Origin of the sequence: Kitasatospora kazusensis, assembly GCF_039529945.1 — a bacterium.
Classification (GTDB): domain Bacteria; phylum Actinomycetota; class Actinomycetes; order Streptomycetales; family Streptomycetaceae; genus Kitasatospora; species Kitasatospora kazusensis.
In genome coordinates, this window is record NZ_BAAANT010000042.1 from 29,454 (window position 1) to 46,696 (window position 17,243).

15 protein-coding genes are annotated in these 17,243 nt (G+C 66.9%); 5 read left to right on the forward strand and 10 right to left on the reverse strand.

The genetic code is table 11. The features are described 5' to 3' along the window. Positions 1–198: 198 nt before the first annotated feature. The gene (locus ABD330_RS26625) at positions 199–804 is read right to left on the reverse strand and encodes a hypothetical protein (RefSeq protein WP_344468545.1); all 606 of its coding nucleotides are present in this window, start codon (positions 802–804) and stop codon (positions 199–201) included. A gap of 448 nt (positions 805–1,252) precedes the next feature. On the opposite strand from ABD330_RS26625, the gene ABD330_RS26630 reads away from it, so the two are divergent. The 3 genes from ABD330_RS26630 (at position 1,253) to ABD330_RS26640 (ending at position 5,102) form a co-directional block, all read left to right on the forward strand. Further along, positions 1,253–2,785, forward strand: a complete 1,533-nt coding sequence (locus ABD330_RS26630; RefSeq protein WP_344468565.1) for an ATP-dependent nuclease — start codon at positions 1,253–1,255, stop codon at positions 2,783–2,785. Between the two features lie 14 nt (positions 2,786–2,799). After that, entirely contained in the window at positions 2,800–3,924 is a 1,125-nt protein-coding gene (locus ABD330_RS26635) for an ATP-binding protein (protein WP_344468546.1), read from the forward strand. Between the two features lie 1,031 nt (positions 3,925–4,955). Beyond that, positions 4,956–5,102: a hypothetical protein gene (locus tag ABD330_RS26640; RefSeq protein WP_344468547.1), complete on the forward strand. Its 147-nt coding sequence runs from the start codon at positions 4,956–4,958 to the stop codon at positions 5,100–5,102. 227 nt (positions 5,103–5,329) lie between these two features. On the opposite strand, the gene ABD330_RS26645 is transcribed toward ABD330_RS26640, so the two are convergent. From ABD330_RS26645 to ABD330_RS26660, 4 genes are all read right to left on the reverse strand, one after another. After that, entirely contained in the window at positions 5,330–5,629 is a 300-nt protein-coding gene (locus tag ABD330_RS26645) for a hypothetical protein (protein ID WP_344468548.1), read from the reverse strand. A gap of 166 nt (positions 5,630–5,795) precedes the next feature. Further along, positions 5,796–6,089 (reverse strand): hypothetical protein, encoded by a 294-nt coding sequence (locus tag ABD330_RS26650; protein WP_344468549.1) that lies wholly within the window; start codon positions 6,087–6,089, stop codon positions 5,796–5,798. Next, positions 6,086–6,349: a hypothetical protein gene (locus ABD330_RS26655; protein ID WP_344468550.1), complete on the reverse strand. Its 264-nt coding sequence runs from the start codon at positions 6,347–6,349 to the stop codon at positions 6,086–6,088. The genes ABD330_RS26650 and ABD330_RS26655 overlap by 4 nt, the downstream gene beginning before the upstream one ends. A gap of 531 nt (positions 6,350–6,880) precedes the next feature. Further along, the gene (locus ABD330_RS26660) at positions 6,881–7,339 is read right to left on the reverse strand and encodes an ATP-binding protein (RefSeq protein ID WP_344468551.1); all 459 of its coding nucleotides are present in this window, start codon (positions 7,337–7,339) and stop codon (positions 6,881–6,883) included. Positions 7,340–7,520: 181 nt separating this feature from the next. On the opposite strand from ABD330_RS26660, the gene ABD330_RS26665 reads away from it, so the two are divergent. After that, the gene (locus ABD330_RS26665) at positions 7,521–8,813 is read left to right on the forward strand and encodes a tetratricopeptide repeat protein (protein ID WP_344468552.1); all 1,293 of its coding nucleotides are present in this window, start codon (positions 7,521–7,523) and stop codon (positions 8,811–8,813) included. A gap of 17 nt (positions 8,814–8,830) precedes the next feature. Then, entirely contained in the window at positions 8,831–9,544 is a 714-nt protein-coding gene (locus ABD330_RS26670; RefSeq protein WP_344468553.1) for a creatininase family protein, read from the forward strand. 283 nt (positions 9,545–9,827) lie between these two features. On the opposite strand, the gene ABD330_RS26675 is transcribed toward ABD330_RS26670, so the two are convergent. From ABD330_RS26675 to mreC, 5 genes are all read right to left on the reverse strand, one after another. Beyond that, positions 9,828–11,783: a TIGR03960 family B12-binding radical SAM protein gene (locus ABD330_RS26675; RefSeq protein WP_344468554.1), complete on the reverse strand. Its 1,956-nt coding sequence runs from the start codon at positions 11,781–11,783 to the stop codon at positions 9,828–9,830. Between the two features lie 260 nt (positions 11,784–12,043). Further along, on the reverse strand, positions 12,044–13,243 hold the full coding sequence (gene rodA / locus ABD330_RS26680; protein ID WP_344468555.1) for a rod shape-determining protein RodA: 1,200 nt from the start codon (positions 13,241–13,243) through the stop codon (positions 12,044–12,046). Beyond that, positions 13,240–15,477 carry a penicillin-binding protein 2 gene (mrdA, locus tag ABD330_RS26685; protein ID WP_344468556.1) on the reverse strand — a complete coding sequence of 746 codons (2,238 nt, stop codon included), beginning with the start codon at positions 15,475–15,477 and terminating at the stop codon, positions 13,240–13,242. Before mrdA ends, rodA begins: the two co-directional genes overlap by 4 nt. A gap of 89 nt (positions 15,478–15,566) precedes the next feature. Beyond that, positions 15,567–16,223: a rod shape-determining protein MreD gene (mreD, locus tag ABD330_RS26690; RefSeq protein ID WP_344468557.1), complete on the reverse strand. Its 657-nt coding sequence runs from the start codon at positions 16,221–16,223 to the stop codon at positions 15,567–15,569. A gap of 2 nt (positions 16,224–16,225) precedes the next feature. Continuing rightward, positions 16,226–17,170, reverse strand: coding sequence for a rod shape-determining protein MreC (gene mreC, locus ABD330_RS26695; protein ID WP_344468558.1), 945 nt, complete (start codon positions 17,168–17,170; stop codon positions 16,226–16,228). Positions 17,171–17,243 lie beyond the last annotated feature (73 nt).

A 17,243-nucleotide genomic window follows, 5' to 3' on the forward strand; every position in this document is an offset into this window, starting at 1 on the left:
GGTTTTACCCACCTGCCAGGACCGGGACCCGCACCGAGCAAGAACGAGGGGCCACTCGGCCAAATTGCGGTCAGGCCCAAAAGCCCTGACCGAGTCGCAACAGCTTACGGCCCCCCGATCATGCTCGGACCCAGACCAGACAGGACACCGGCCAAAACCGCTCCACCACCCGCGTTTCCGGCTCGCCAGTAATCAGCCCTAGCGTGCCAATCCGGCAATGTAGCGCCTGTACCACTCTTCGATGTCGTCGTCCGCCAGATACGCACCGCAGGCGTTCCGCCAGCGCTCTTCGTCTGCCCAGCTCCTGGTCACCTCGTCCGAGCTAACGGGCGCAAGTAGCCCATTCATCACCTTTTCCAGGTCGGCCCTGATCTGCGCATCGGTCCTAGAGACGCCATCGCGCTCCTGAGCAGAAGCCATGGACTTGAACTCTTCGAAGGCAACATCATCATCGAGGACCCGCTGAAGCCTCGCGCGATCTTCTTCACGATTCTTGTTCGCAGCTTCGAATGATGTTTGGCTACGCACCCAGCGACTGACCGAATCTCGGACGCTAATGGCAAGGAAGCTCTCCATGACATTCATGTCACGCAGGATGAGCAGCTTTCGCTGGACGCCCCGCAGAAATACTTCGGCGTTCCATTCATTCGAGATCGGCAAGCCAAGTGTTATAGCTACCGAAACGATAGCCGTAGGCGGCGAGGTCGACTGGTCCTTGATGTTGGACCGCAGCGCCATGATCAGCCGCTCGATGAGCTCGCCGCTGATACCTTCGATCACCGGTGGAACCGGGAAGTCCGTCATGGGCTGATGGTAGACCAGAAGCGCTCAACTAGCTTGGAACGCTTGAGCCTAGGCCGTGCCACAGCCGTGCCAGATCACCCGGTATGCCACGGTCTATCGGAGTCAGGAGCGGGCCGACTCGCCGGTCTGCGCCGACGCGGGATCTGCGCAGGTCACGCAGCGTGTGCACCTGCCGCCCTCCGGAGGCGGGTGCCTTGTGGTCGGCGGCTTAACTCAGTCATTGAGACTCCACCGGCCTCAGGAACCCAAGGGCTGCGATACTGGTGGCGGGTGCCTAGCCTGTTGCGCTGCGGTTGCACAAGTTTGCCAGACGCCACTGTCGCCTGTGAGTACGATGCCCAGTCAGGATCTCGATAGGCGGCCAGCGAGGGGCGGCCCCACGGACCAGGCACCTTCCGGCGCTCAGGCGGAGTGCCGCAGGAAGTCACGGAACAGGGCTGGGGTGGCGATGAAGATTTTTAGTTCGGCTCACATCAGGGGGTTCAGGTCGATTGAAGATAGTGGCAAGCTGCATCTTGGTTCGATAACTCTTCTCGTCGGCCGCAATAACACGGGAAAGTCATCGCTCTTGCGCGCCCTCTATCTTCTCCAGGATGGCTCGCCATCGAGCATCGATGACGTTCGACACGGGCACCAAGAGGCCGAGGTCGAGCTTGGATACCAGGATCTTCCCCTAACAGCCCTCAGGAACATCAGCCAGCCGATAGACCAGCTTGAACAGAACAATCTCGTCCTGACGCTCGGATCGAACGGGTTCTCCATTTTTGCCCGGGAATCGGAGGGCACTGTCATGTGCCAACGATCCCCCGGAACCTCGCCCGACAATCTTATCTACCCGGTATTCACGGGCCGAGTGCGACCGGGGCAGGCCGAGCAGGTTCGCCGAGAAAACTCTCTGAGCGTTTGGCCTCACGACGGAAATATCGTTTCTCGTGTCGCCGTCCTGGCTACCGGCCAGTTCCCCGAGGCCCTCCAGTTTAGGGAGCTATGCCGAGAGGTCCTAGGCTTCGAGGTTAACGTCATTCCAGGTGACCACGAGCAACACCTAGGTCTGCAAATAAACAAGTTTGACAGCATTCCCCTGGATGCAATGGGTGCGGGCGTTGCCGGCGTCCTCAATTTGATTGTCAGCCTATGCGGATCTCAGGGCAAGCTATTTCTGATCGAGGAGCCTGAAAACGATCTGCATCCACATGCCCTCAAGGCGCTTCTTGATGCTGTGCTGGCCGCCAGTGATAAGAATCAATTTATCATCAGCACCCACAGCAATATTGTACTGACTCGCCTTGGTGCTCTGCCCGATTCGGTTGTTCTTCATACTGCGACGGACGATACACTTCCTCCGCGTACAAGCTTTGAAGTGATTGAAACAACCGAGCGCCGGATTGAAGCCCTTCAGGAGCTTGGATACGAACTCGCCGATATGCATCTTGGTGGCGGCTGGATCATATTTGAGGAATCGAGCGCGGAAACGCTAATCCGGCAGTATCTGATTCCCTGGTTTGCGCCAGGACTCAGGACGATTCGAACCGTCGCTGCGACCGGCACGAGCCGCGTAGGGCCGCTTTTCATCGACTTCAAGGACATGCTGCTCTTCGCTCATCTAGAGCCGCTCTACAAGTACAGAGCCTGGGTGATTGTAGACGGAGACGAAAGTGGTCTTGAAGTTGTCAAGGAGCTCCGGAAGACCTTTAGAGAGTGGCCATCGGACCGATTCTCATCCTGGTCCGTAGATTACTTTGAAGAGTTCTATCCGAACCGGTTCCGCGCACGCATAGATGAGACTTTCGCCATCGAGGACAGGCGGAAACGCAAGGCTGCGAAATGGGAGCTTCTCAAAGAGTTGCTTGAATGGATGGCGGGGAACGAGGAGGAAGCAAAGGAGGCCTTCGCCCAAAGCGCCGCCGAGGTCATCGGGTACCTGCAAAAAGTTGAGCTTGAGATCTCCGCCCACGAGTTCACGATTGATCAATCGGAATAATGAGGATGACCCCCATGGCACCAGGCGCGATCCCGTCAGTTGCTCAGGTTTTCGTCGTCGGCCGGCTTCCCACCGTCACCTACAACCCGCGCGAGAAGTGGGGCCTTGAAGGACAGCTGGCTGAGTATCTTGAGGATCGAGGCACGCTCCTCTCTGTCTCTGGACCCACTAAGACAGGCAAGACCACTCTCCTGCAGAACGTGACCGATGATGCAATCTGGCTGTCCGGCGGGGCCATCTCATCCAGGCAGGAGTTCTGGAATACGGTCGCCGAAGAGTTGGGGGGAAATCCGGGGTCGCTGAATTCCGCCAGAAAGGAGCTCCTTACAGCGGGCAAGTGCCTGATCGTGGACGATTTCCACTACATTGATCAGGACGTCCAGTTGGAGATTGTACGCTCTCTCAAGGATCTCGTCTTCCGAGGTCAGGCCGTCATCTTTGCTTCCGTGCCACATCGTGCTTACGATGCCGTGAGAGTAGAGAAGGAGATGACGGGCCGCGTCACACATTTGGGGATTCAGCCGTGGGACTACGATGATCTCATCAGCATTCCACAGCGTGGTTTCAAGGCTCTAAATCTTACCGATGATGACGGAGCTCTGGCGCACCGCCTGGCCAAGGAAAGCTTTTCCAGCCCGCATTTGATGCAGCAATTCTGCAAGCAGCTCTGCAAAGTCAATAATGTGACTAAAAGGGCTGTCCGGCCAACCCCGGTGCAATCGCCGGGTTCCTGGCAAGATTTCTTTAGACAAAGTGCCGCCGACACTTCCAAGGCTGCATTTGATTTGTTGGCCCAAGGCCCTCGTCGTCGAACTGACCGGATTCAGCGCGAGTTGCAGGATGGCAGAACGGTCGACATCTACGGTGCAGTACTTGAGGCAATCGCCCACACTGGCCCGGCCCTTAGTATCGGATACGACCAGCTTCGCATTTCCCTGCGGGGCGTTCTCAAGAGTGATGTTCCTCAGCGCCACGAAGTAACCCGTGTCCTGGATCAGATGACGAAGATTGCAAAGGATGAAATTGAAGGAGAGCCCGTCGTTGACTACGACGAAGGGCTGTCTACCTTGCACGTGTCTGATCCTTACTTTGCCTACTATCTGCGTTGGGGACACGCTGACAGGGAAGTAGTGGGCTAGAAGGCTCTTGAAGATCTTGTTTGTGGATGGGCGTCTCCGGGTCGGGGGCGCCCGTCTCGCTGTTATGGGGTGGTGGGGGCGAGGGTCCAGGTGCCGCTTGCGCGGGTGAGTCCAACATTCCTCCCCCTTTCGAGCGGGTGCCTGAGTTTGTGCAGCAACGAAGTACAGCAACCGTTGCGGTCGTAGCTGACCGCTGGCGGACGCCACAGGCTGAGTGACCGGGACAGGAGATCTCGGCGACCAAGCGCATCGAGGGGCGCGGGCGTGCCATAGCCGTGCCAGATCGAGCGGTACATGACGATCAATCACGGCAGTTGGCGGCGACTGCCCCCACAAGCAGGCGGCGTGGGCTACCCGCAGCTCAGAGCGGGTAGCCCACGCCAATCCTTGCAAGGCAGGGGTCGTCGGTCCGAATCCGACGGGAGCTCTGCACCTTTGGCCCAGCCTACGGCTCGGTGCAGACCATGGGATCCAGACAGCAGAAGACACCCGTCAGGACGCCCTGCCACTCCTGAACTGCACGACCCTCGCTCACGCTGTCTCCCCACCGACGGAGTCTCGTGTGTGGCCCTGACCAGCTAGGACGTCAGTCTGACCGTTCCTATCGCACCCGTCACGTGCAGCAAGAGGCCGGAAGCATGCGAGATTCGGCCAACCAGAGGCACCAGGAATGTCGTGAAGTCACGACATTTTCTTGGCATTGTTCTTCTCGTGTGAGAAGAAGTCGGGTGCGCATATGCGCAGCCCCGCAGCTCAGCCGCGGACGGCTCTCTGCCTTCTTCCAGCCGCGCTCGAACTGCACGACGCTCTTGCAAGTGTCCTGTTCAGAGCGACCGCGAAGCGGCCCGGCCAGACAGGCAGTTAGCTTCTAGTTCGACGGCGAGATCGCCGCGCAAAACGCCCGCCCAGCTGCCCGGCTGGAGACCACAGCAGCATGGACGGGCGCGACGTACCCCATCTCAGGAGGCACATCCATGACTCTTTCCCCTTCCCCTAACCCTGTGTCAACCCCGGCTCCCCAGATCTGGCCAGTGGCCGTGATCGTCATCGTGGTCGTGCTGCGGGCACCGGCTGACATCCTGCCGGCTGCCCTCTCGGCGGTCGCTGGCATCGTGGCCCTCGTGGTCGGCGGGCGCCACGTGGCGGCGACGGCGGGCACGCGAGCTGCGCGCAGCTGAGTGTCTAACTGCGCGACAACGGCCCCGCACAACGCCGCACGTCCACGGACGCCGATGGACCGTTCGCACAGGTCACTGGCACATTGGGCCTTGGCGTTCCGCTCCCCCGAGTTGCTTCGGGACGAAGAGGCCCGATCGACGCGGGGTGAGTTCGTCCATGCCCGACCCCAACCCCGCAAGGACACCACCCAACGTCCGCGCCACCTGCCCCACCAGGGCCGCCCCCGTCACGCCGCCTCGCGCAAGCCGCCGTACCCCCGGGCCAGTGTCAGCAGCAGCTCCAGCCGCCGCCAGCCGAACGGCACCCCGACCAGGCGCACCAGGCCCCGGCCCTGTGCGTCGGTATCGGCGACTGCCCGCAGATGGCAGCGCTCCACCCCCAGCTCCGCGAGCACCGCGTTCAACTCCTCCGCAGCGTCTCGGGCCGCGCGCCAGCCCGACGCGTAGTCCACGCCCGGCAGCCACACCCACGTGTCCGGGTCCAGGCCGTCCGCCGGCCCCGCGAAGAAGCCGCCATCCCCGTCCAACCGACCGTCAACTCCCCTGATCAACAACCGAACCGGCGCCTTCCGTGTACAGACATGCCGATGAGCCCGGTACCATCGGCACCGGGTTCACACCCACCGGACCACCCCACTGCCCGCCAAGGATGCGGGGTGGTCCGGCAAGTCTTCAGTTGTGGCCACTCACAGGTCAGGGCCGGTCAGGATCCCAGTCCTCCCACTCGCAGCCGAAGATGCTGTGGAACAGCTCCGCCTCGCTCATCACCGGCACCCGCGCATCGATCCCGAGCTCCCGCAGCCTGGCCGCAGCCGTCAGCCGGAGTAGTGCCGCCTCCCGGTACCCGGGCTCCGCGACCCGCGCTGCCGCCCGTTCATGAGCCGACCGGCGGCGCGGGCTGACCAGCAGCGCCGGCCGGGAGAACTGACCCTGCAGACCCCACCACATCTCCAGCCGCGCCCACCGGCCCCAGAGCCACCGGATCACTTCGCACCCGCTTCGGCCGGGCGCACCCACACCACATGCGACTTGCCGCACATGGCGAACGTGAGCTTCAGCTCGCCGTCACGCTTGATGAATTCGGCTACCCGCTCCGCCGCGTCCGGCCGGGTGAGGAAGTACTCGTAGGCGTCGTACTGCACCACGCCCAGCGGCAGCGGCCGCAGCGACGACCACAACGCCGCCAGCGCATCCGGCAACCGGGAGAAGGTCGCCGGTCCCGTCACACCCCCGATCTCGACCGTCACCGGCCCCTCACCGACGGCGGCCGGGGTACGGGTGCTCTTTCCGACTCTCATCGCCGGTCCTTCCCAAGAGGCGCCCCCTGAGGCGCAATTGAATGCCTGCCGCGAGGACGGCGGCTCGGACGGTGTTGGCACTGGCCCCCGGCCGGGTGGCAACGGCGTGGATCGATGCCCGCCGGCCGACGCAGAGAAGGACGGTCTCCGTCCTTGGCAGCAGCAGCGGAGACTGCCAGTCCCGCGCTACGCCACAGCGCTCCAACGGCAACCCTTGGGGTACGCCACCGGCCGCACCGATCCGCGCCCACGACATCCCGGCCCGGTAGTCCGGCGATCACTCGCTGAGCCACGCCGCCCAACGTGCTCCAGTCGGGCCCCACGCTCACGCGGGCACCTCGCCCGTACGCCGGGGGTGGTGCCGATGGACACCGACCACACCACTGCCCACGACGATGAACCGTGCTGTCCCCGTCCGCAGGCCCGCGCCGCAGTAGAAGCACCGCGACACCTCCACCCGCGCCGAGCGCTTGACGCGCCTCACGACGCACCCTCCGCCGGGCCTACGTGCGCCCATACGAACTTCCCGGCCCCGCCCGGACGCGGACAGCATCCCCACGCCACCGCCAGCGACTGGACCAGCGGCAGCCCGCGCCCCGACTCGTCGTCACCGTCCCGCAGCGGCCGCACCTCCGGTCGCTCACAGCTCGCGTCGTGCACCTCGATCCGCAGCCGCCCAACCGCCACCCCGAACTGCACAGCGATCGACGGCGACACACAGGCATGCTCAACGGCATTGGTCACCAGCTCGCTGAGCAGCAGCTCGCCCACGTCGACGTAGAGTTCGCCGCCCTCCAGCCCGGCCAGGAACTCGCGGAGCAGCAACCGGGCAACGCCGGCCGACCTCCGGTGACACGGCAACCGATGGACGCGCTCGCACGCCACCTCCACCCCCTTGGGCAAGGTCACACCGCCGGAAGCACCCTTCGAAGTGATCACACCCGCACCGCCCTCCGGAAGCCACTCCGTGCGCATCCGGACTGTCCAGGCGCCTGCCTTCAGGATTGCGAAGCGGAAGAGCGAAGACGTACCCAGCGTGATTACCCAATGTGGGTAAACTCACAGGTACTCAACTTGCCTGCGGGAAGCCGAAGATCATCACAATGCGAGGGGGCCGCTCATGGCGGATGTCGGAATTCCGCAGAGGCTGCCAAGAGCCCTCCTGGCCGACCCTGAAATGATCACGGCTTGCAGGACCCGGGACTTCTCCGCCGTCTTCCGTCTGCTCAAGCACGCGGGGATCTATCCGTCCCTCATCGCGCGGGCGTGCGACCTGACTCCGAGCCGGGTCGGTGAGGTCATCGCAGGCAAGCGCCGGATCGAGAAGATCGACCTTGTGGAACGTGTGGCCGATGGTCTGCACCTCCCCGGGCACATGCTCGGTCTCGCCGCCCGGAGCTGGGAGCAGTTCACCGCAGCCCCCGGATCCGACCCCGCGTTCAGCCGACGACCAGCCACTCCGTCCTGCGGCGTAACGGCCGCCGGTCCTGTGATCGACGCCGAGTTCTTCGCCTCACAGATCCGCACCATCATGCCCGGCCACTACAAGGCCGCGAACCTGTTCGGTTCTCGGCATGCGCTCGATCCGGTGGAGCGGCACGTCCGGTCGATCGACCGCTTACAGGCCCACACCGCCGGCCCCGCCCGGGACGACCTACTCGTACTCGGTGCCCGGATCGCCGAGTTCCTCGGGTGGCTTCACCAGGATCTCGGCGACTTCACGCAGGCAACGTACTGGTCGGACCGCTCCATGGAATGGTCCCAGGAGACCGGCGACGACCTCATGACCTCGTACGTCCTGTTCCGGAAGAGCAACCAGGCCACCGCCCGCCGTAACCCTCAGCAGGCCGTCAGCCTCGCGCGAGCCGCTCAGCGGGTGCCTGGTGTGACACCGCGAATCCGGGCGCTGGCAGTGCAGCAGGAGGCCCAGGGGCATGCCCTCATGGGTAACCCGAAGTTCGCTCAGACGAAGTTCGACGAGGCGCACGAGTTGGCAGCGTCGCCGGACGAGCCGGAGGACGACGACGCGTTGGACACCGCCTACTGCACCGCCACCTATGTGGAGATGCAGCGCGCGAACTGCTGGATCGAGCTCGGTGACCCGCAGCGCGCGGCCGAGGTGTTCGAATCGGAGCTCACGGTCCTGCCGCAGGTTTACCGCAACGACCAGGGCGTGTACCTCTCGCGGCTTGCGCGTGCCTATGCGACCGCAGGCGAGCCGGAGCAGGGCGCGGCAGCAGCCGACCGAGCTCTGTCGATCGTGCTCGATACCGAGTCGGCGAGGGCCTTCGGCGAACTGTCCGCCGCCAACCAGGCGTTGAAGAGATGGAGCGCCACGCCGGCCGTGGCGGCTTTCTCCGGTCGCCTCGCGCTGGCCCGCAGTGCGGTCGGCCCTCGCCTTCAGACGAGTTGATGGGAGAAGCTGGGATCATGGACGCACTGATCACGCAGGCCACTTCCGCCGACGAGCGCCGTCGAGGCTCCAGGGTGGCGGTCCTGCCGGTGGGAAGTTTCGAGCAGCACGGCGCACACCTGCCGCTGACCACCGACACGGTGATCGCGAGCATGATCGCCCAGCGCATCGCCACCGACTACGACTTGTTCCTGCTCCCGCCGATCACCGTCGCGTGCTCGCACGAACACGCGCCCATCACCGGGACGGTCAGCATCAGCGCCACCACCCTCTACGCCATCGTCAACGACATCTGGAAGTCGCTCCAGGCGTCCGGCGTCCCCGGGCTGCTCGTCGTCAACGCCCATGGCGGCAACTACGTACTCTCCAACGTCGTACAGGAGGCCAACACCACCGGACGGAACCTGGCGCTCTTCCCGGTCCGGGAGGACTGGCACCAGGCCCGCGCACAGGCCGGGTTGGAGACCACCGGGGCGGAGGACATGCACGGCGGCGAAGTCGAGGTGTCACTCCTGCTCCACGGCGCGCCGCACCTCGTCCGCGAGGGGATCGAGCAGGACGACCACGACGCCCCCGAGCGCCCCCACCTGCTGACGCTGGGCATGGCCGGCTACACCGAGAACGGCATCATCGGCCGCCCGTCCCTGGCCACGGCCGTCAAGGGCAAAGCCGTCCTCGACAGCCTCTCGCGCTCTGCCGCCGCCCACCTGGCAGCCCTCAACGTGATCTGAAAACCAGGGCCAGCGCCCCAGCCGGGGCCGCTAGCTTGGAGCGCGCAATGGAGCCCTCCCCGCGCTTGATCGGGGAGGGCTCCATTTTTCACTCTCAGGGGTCAGACCCACTCGATCTCGGAGTGGACGTTGGATCCAACCTCTCGGGTCGGCAAGGGCGTCCTGATGACCTCGCGCCTCGCCTGGGGGAGGGAAGCCCTCGCCCCGAGCTCGCCGAGGATCTGCTCTCGCTCCCCCTCCGGAAGGCTGTGAATTAAGTCACACAGCTCTTCCATGGCCCCACTCATGCCGACGGGGCTTTCTGCTGGTCAGCGGGCTTTACCACCGTCAGCGGCAGCAACTTCACGCCCGTGGGGCCGATTTGTATGGCCGTGTCCATCTGCGGGCACACCCCGCAGTCGAAGCAAGGCGTCCAGCGGCAGTCCTCGACCTCGACCTCTTCGAGGGCGTCCTGCCAGTCCTCCCAGAGCCAGTCCTTGTCGAGGCCGCTGTCCAGGTGGTCCCAGGGGAGGACCTCCTCGTAGGTGCGCTCGCGGGTGGTGTACCACTCGACGTCGACGCCGGTGCCGGCCAGGCCCTTCTCGGCGGCGGCCATCCAGCGGTCGTACGAGAAGTGCTCGCGCCAGCCGTCGAAGCGGCCGCCGTCCTCGTAGACCGCCCGGATGATCCCGGCGGTGCGGCGGTCGCCGCGGGAGAGCAGGCCCTCGACGATGCCGGGCTTGCCGTCGTGGTAGCGGAAGCCGATGTTCTTGCCGTACTTGCGGTCCTGGCGGATCGCGTCCCGGAGCTTGCCGAGCCGGGCGTCGGTGGCCTCGGCGGAGAGCTGCGGGGCCCACTGGAAGGGGGTGTGCGGCTTGGGGACGAACCCGCCGATCGACACCGTGCAGCGGATGTCGTTCTGGCCGGTGACCTCGCGGCCCTTCTGGATGACGTTCTTCGCCATCTCGGCGATCTGCAGCACGTCCTCGTCGGTCTCGGTGGGGAGGCCGACCATGAAGTACAGCTTCACCTGGCGCCAGCCGTTGCCGTACGCGGCGGCGACGGTGCGGATCAGGTCCTCCTCCGACACCATCTTGTTGATCACCTTGCGGATGCGCTCACTGCCGCCCTCGGGGGCGAAGGTGAGGCCCGAGCGGCGGCCGTTGCGGGTCAGCTCGTTGGCGAGGTCGATGTTGAAGGCGTCCACCCGGGTGGACGGGAGCGACAGGCCGACCTTGTCCTCGGTGTAGCGGTCGGCCAGGCCCTTGGCGATCTCGCCGATCTCGGTGTGGTCGGCGCTGGAGAGCGAGAGCAGGCCGACCTCCTCGAAGCCGGTCGCCTTCAGGCCGCGCTCGACCATCTCGCCGATGCCGGTGATGCTTCGCTCCCGGACGGGACGCGTGATCATGCCGGCCTGGCAGAAGCGGCACCCTCGGGTGCAGCCCCGGAAGATCTCGACGGACATCCGCTCGTGCACGGTCTCGGCGAGCGGGACGAGCGGCTGCTTGGGGTAGGGCCACTCGTCGAGGTCCATCACGGTGTGCTTGGAGACCCGCCACGGCACGCCGGGGGCGTTCGGCACCACGCGGGCGATCCGGCCGTCGGGCAGGTACTCGACGTCGTAGAAGCGCGGGACGTACACGCCGCCGGTCTTGGCCAGGCGCAGCAGCACCTCGTCCCGGCCGCCGGGCCGGCCCTCGGCCTTCCAGGTGCGGATGATCTCGGTCATGTCGAGCACGGCCTGCTCGCCGTCGCCGATGACCGCGCAGTCGATGAACTCCGCGATCGGCTCGGGGTTGAAGGCCGCGTGGCCGCCCGCGAGGACGATCGGGTCGTCGATGGTGCGGTCCTTGGCCTCCAGCGGGATGCCCGCGAGGTCCAGGGCGGTGAGCATGTTGGTGTAGCCGAGCTCGGTGGAGAAGGAGAGCCCGAACACGTCGAACGCCTTCACCGGGCGGTGCGCGTCGACGGTGAACTGCGGGACCTTGTGCTCGCGCATCAGCGCTTCGAGGTCCGGCCAGACGCTGTAGGTGCGCTCGGCGAGCACGCCCTCGCGCTCGTTGAGCACCTCGTAGAGGATCATGACGCCCTGGTTGGGGAGCCCGACCTCGTAGGCGTCCGGGTACATCAGCGCCCAGCGGACGTCGCAGGCGTCCCAGTCCTTGACGGTCGAGTTGAGCTCGCCGCCGACGTACTGGATCGGCTTCTGGACGTGCGGGAGGAGGGCCTCCAGGCGTGGGAAGACCGATTCGACTGTCATAGAACTAGGAACCCTTACGACATGGAAGGTGTCGCGCTGAGCACGTCCCGTGGAGGGGGCGGCGGGCGACGGGGCTGACCCTCAAGGGTAGCCGAGCCTCGGGGGGCCGCAGGGCGCGCCGGTGCCGAAAAGGACGAGCGACAAGCGACCGACGAAGGAGGGAGTGCCGGAGGGTGGGCCCCTCCTGCCCGATGCCGGGCAAGGAGGGCGATTGTCGGCACCGGGTCGAAGCGCCCGGAGGCCCCGAAAGGAGGAGACGTTCAGGTTCCTATGGGTCGCTGCGAACGCACGGACTGCAGCAGGCCGATGGCGATCCAGACCGCGAACATCGAGGACCCGCCGTAGGAGACGAACGGCAGTGGGATGCCTGCGACCGGCATGATGCCGAGCGTCATGCCGATGTTCTCGAAGGCCTGGAAGGCGAACCAGGCGATCACCCCGCCGGCCAGGATGGTGCCGTACAGGTCGGTGGCCTGGCGGGCGATCCGGCAGGCGCGCCAGAGCACCACGCCGAGCAGCAGGATCAGGGTGATGCCGCCGACGAAGCCGAGTTCCTCGCCGGCGACGGTGAAGACGAAGTCGGTCTGCTGCTCGGGGACGAACTGGCCGGTGGTCTGGGTGCCGTGGAACAGGCCCATGCCGGTCAGGCCGCCGGAGCCGATGGCGATCCGGGCCTGGGCGGTGTTGTAGCCGACGCCGGCCGGGTCCAGGGCGGGGTTGGCGAAGGCGGCGAAGCGGTCGATCTGGTACTTGCTGAGGACGCCGAGCTGCCAGATCGCGGCGGCGCCGCCGCCGCCGGCCACCAGCAGGCCGAAGACCCAGCGGTTGGGGACGCCGGAGGCCAGCAGGATGCCCATGATGGTGACGGCCATCACCATGACCGAGCCGAGGTCGGGCATCAGCATCACGACGCAGATCGGGATGCCGGCGATCACCAGGGCCTGGAGCACGCTCTTGTCGCCGGGGATCTCCCGTTCCCCCGCGTCGACGCGGGCGGAGAGCACCACGGCCATCCCGAGCACGATCGCGAGTTTGGCGAATTCGGCGGGCTGGAGTGAGAAGCCGCCGCCGAACTGGATCCAGGAGTGTGCGCCGTTGACGCGCGAGCCGAGCGGGCTGAGCGCGGTGACCAGTATCACCAGGACGGCCAGGTAGAGGACGGGTACGGCGGTGCGCACCCGGCGTACTCCTATCAGGACCGTGATCCCGCAGAGCACCAGCCCGATCAGCAGGTTGGTGAGGTGCCGGTAGAGGAAGTACTGCGGGTCGCCGTGGGTGAGGTTGTCGCGTCCTCTGGTCGCGGACCAGACGAGCAGGGAACTGCCCAGCGAGAGCGCCAGCGCGGCCAGGATCATGATCCAGTCGAGCCGCCGCAGCGGGGAGTCCTTGGCCAGCGCCCGGGCGATCGAGCCCCGCTGCGGGGAGAGCCGGACGGGCCGGTACGAGCCGTAGGCGGTCATGCCCGGATCCTTCCGTTGAGGGCGCGGGCGGCGGGCCGGCCGGCGGCGCGGGCCGGTTCGAGGGCGGCGGGCAGCGCCTGGTAGCCGCCGGAGGTGTCCATCGGCTGGACCGGGTCGAGGAACGAGGCCTGGGTGAGGACGGCGGTGCCGTCCGGGTTGAACTTGGGCAGCTCGGCCTGCGGCTTGTTGAGCAGGGCCTTGGTGGTGTCCACGTTGCCCTTGTCGTCGACGCCGTACAGCGCCTGGTAGATCCGGCGGACGGCGTCGCCGGAGCCGCCGGAGCCGGTGCCGCCCTGGCTGATCGTCATCACGACCGCGTAGTCGGCGCTGTAGGTGGTCAGCCAGGAGGTGGTCTGCTTGCCGTAGACCTCGGCGGTGCCGGTCTTGGCGTGCAGCTCGATCTTGCCCTGCGGCCAGCCGGCGCCGGCGAACTTCCAGGCGGCGGTACCGCTGGTGATGACGCCGGCGGTGGCCTGGTTGATGTACTGCAGGGTCTTGTCGTCGTCCGGCAGCTTGCCGTCCGCGTGCGGGTCGATGTTGCGGACGAGCTGTCCGCTCGGGCTCACCACGGCCTTGGCGATGGTCGGGCGGTAGAGCGTGCCGCCGTTGGCCAGCGCCGAGTAGATCCGGGCCATCTGGACCGGGGTCACCAGGGTGTCGCCCTGGCCGATGGCGTAGTTGACGGCGTCACCGGCGCGCATCTGGTAGCCGTCGATGCAGTTCTCGCGGGCGATCTGGTCCGAGTAGCCGGTGCCGCCCTTGGCGGCCTGGGCGCACCAGGCGTCCTTGTTGCTGTCGTAGAAGGACTGCTTCCACTGCCGGTCGGGCACCCGGCCGGTCACCTCGGAGGGCAGGTCGATGCCGGTCTTGGCGCCGAGGCCGAACTGGTGGGCGGTCTTGAAGAACCAGTCACCGGGGTCGGACTTGGGCTTGATGCCGCCGTCCTTGACCCACTGGTCGTACGCCAGGCCGTAGAAGACGGTGTCGCAGGAGATCTCCAGGGCCTTCTCCAGGCTGATGTCGCCGAAGCTCTCGCCCTCGAAGTTCTTGAACTCGCGGCCGCCGATGGTCATGCTCGGCGGGCAGGAGTAGTGGCCGTCCAGCGAGTAGCCGGCCTGCACGGCGGCGGAGGTGGAGACGACCTTGAAGGTCGAGCCGGGCGCGGACTGACCCTGTATGGCCCGGTTCAGCAGCGGGTAGTTGGAGTCCGTGTTGGTCAGCGCCTGGTAGTCGTTGGCCGAGATGCCGCCGACCCAGAGGTTGGGGTCGTAGGTCGGGGCGCTGGCCATCGCGATGATCCGGCCGGTGTGCACGTCCATCACCAGGGCGGCGCCGGAGTCCGCGACGAAGTTCTCGTTGGTCACCGTGTCGAAGGTCTTGCGGGCGTCCGACATCGCCTGGAGCAGGTTGTCCTCGACGGACTTCTGCACCCGTGCGTCGAGGCTGGTGACCAGGTTGTTGCCGGGCTGCGCGGGGATGCTGCCGGGATCGGTGCCGATCACCCGGCCGAGGTTGTCGACGGCCAGCTTGTCGACGCCGGTGGTGCCGCGCAGGTCGCTGTCGTAGACGGACTCCAGTCCGGCGCGGCCGACCTGGTCGGAGGGCAGCCGGCGGTCCCGGCCGGTCTTGTCGGCGGACTTGGCGACCTCGTCGTCCGTCACCGGGGAGAGGTAGCCGATCACCTGGGCGGCGTTGGCGCCGTCGGGGCCCGGGTACTGGCGGACGGCGGTGGGCTGGGCGGTGACGCCGGGGAAGTCCTCGCGGCGTTCCATTATCTGCATCGCCTGCTGGGTGGTGGCCTGCTGGGTGACCGGGATCGGCTGGTACGGCGAGCCGTTCCAGCAGGGCTGCGGCGTCTTGGCGTCGCAGAGCCGGACCTTCTCCTGGACCTCCTTGGCGGGCACCCCGAGCACGTCGGCGAGCCGGCCGAGCACGGCCTTGCCGTGGTCCTTCTGCTGGAGCAGCGAGGTACGGCTGACCGAGACCACCAGCTTGGTCTGGTTGCCCGCCAGCACCCGGCCCGAGGCGTCCAGGATCTCGCCGCGGACGGCCGGTTCGACCACCTCGCGGATGTGGTTGCCCTGGGCCTTGGCGACGTACTGGCTGCCGGTGCGGATCTGCAGGTACCAGAGCCGTCCACCGAGGGTGGCGAGCAGTGACAGCACCAGGACCTGGAGGACCACCAGACGGATCGTCACCCGGCGGGTGCGGCCGGTCTCCGGGATATTGCTCATGCCCCCTCCTCGCTACGCTCGTCGGTTGCGTCGCAATACGCGCCCCTGTTGACGGTTCTCTCGCTCCGCTCGCTCACTGTGGTCGCTCCTCAGGGGCGCTTGGCCAGGCCGGGCACGCGCTTCTTCCGGCCGAACGCCGTCCGGCCGTACGAAGGGAGCGGGGAGGCCTCGCGGGTGGTGCGGTAGCGGGCGAGGCTGCCGAGGCCGGAGCCTCCGCCGTCGCCCGTCTCGGCGGACATCGGGTCGCGGTCGAAGCGGCGCGCCAGCAGCATCACGGCGGGGACCACGAACGGCGCCAGCAGGACGTCGTACAGCAGGGCGCTGAAGACCAGTCCGGTGAGGCCGACGTGGCGGGCGGCGGTGTCGCCGACCAGGGCGCCGACCATCGCGTACAGCAGGGTGGAGACCACGGCCGCGCCGGCCACCACCACCAGGGCGCTGAGGGCGGAGCGCTGACGGCTGCCCTCGGGGCGGAGCAGGCCGACGGCGTAGCCGACCACGCAGAGCACCAGTGCGTAGCGGCCGATGGCGTGGTCGGACGGCGGTGCGAGGTCGGCCAGCAGACCGGCGGCGAAGCCGACCACGCAGCCGCCGGACGGTCCGTAGACCAGGGCCAGGCCGACCACGATGAGCATCAGCAGATCGGGGGTGGCGCCGGGCAGTTGCAGCCGGCCGAGCACGCTGACCTGGAGGACCAGGCCGAGCAGCGTCAGGACGGCGGCGAGCAGGATGCGGGACGGTCGCACGGTCAGTTCCCCCCTGTGGGGCTCGCGGCAGGCGGTGCGGCGGCGGCCGGCGCGGCCGGCTGCGCGGCGGCGGGCGCGGGGGCCGCCGGGGCCGGCGGCAGCACCGAGTCGCGCGGGTCGGTGCGCGGCGGTACGACCACCACTCCGACCAGGTCGAGCCGGGTGAACTGGACGAAGGGCTCGACCAGGACGGTCTTGGTCAGCTCGCCGGGAGTCGCTTCGACGGTGACCACCTTGCCGACCGGCACGCCGGCGACGAACGGGCGGCCGCTCTGCGAGCCGAAGGTGACCAGCCGGTCGCCCGGCTTGACCTGCGCCTTGCCGTTGAGCAGCGAGACCCGCATCGGGCCGGTGCCCTGGCCGTTGGCGAAGCCGATCTCGCCGGAGCCCTCCAGCCGGGTACCGGCGGTGAAGCCGGGGTCGGTGGCGAGCAGGACGGTCGCGGTGGTCGGGGCGACGGTGGTGATGCGGCCGACCAGGCCCTGGCCGTTGATCACGGTCATGTCCCGGGTCAGGCCGTCGTCGCTGCCGGCGTCGATGGTGATCGTCCAGGAGAAGGCCTGGGCCGCGCCGATCGCGATGACCTGGGCGGCCTTGATGGTGTAGCCCCCGGCGCCGGCGGTGCGCAGCAGGTCGTCGAGCTGCTTGGTCCGGCCGGTCGCGGTGTCGGAGGAGGCGACCCGCTGGCGGAGCTCGGTGTTCTCGCGGGTGATCTGGTCCAGCCGCTGCTGGTGGGTGCTCGCGTCGCGGACCGCCCGGACCGTCTCGGCGACCGGGTCGACGGCGCCGGACGCCGCCCGTTCGACGGGCCCGAGGACTCCGGCGGCCGCGCGTCTGGCGCCTACCAGCGGTGAGCTCTCGCCGCCCTTGATGTCGACGGTGATGAGCGCGAAGGCTACGGCGACCAGGAGGACGAGTAGTAGCCGGCTCTCTCGGGTGTCCCTCACGGTGCTGGAGCTGCCCCTTCAGTTCCGGACCACCCACCCCGTGCCGTCGGGCCCGGGGTGGGGAGCGTTCAGT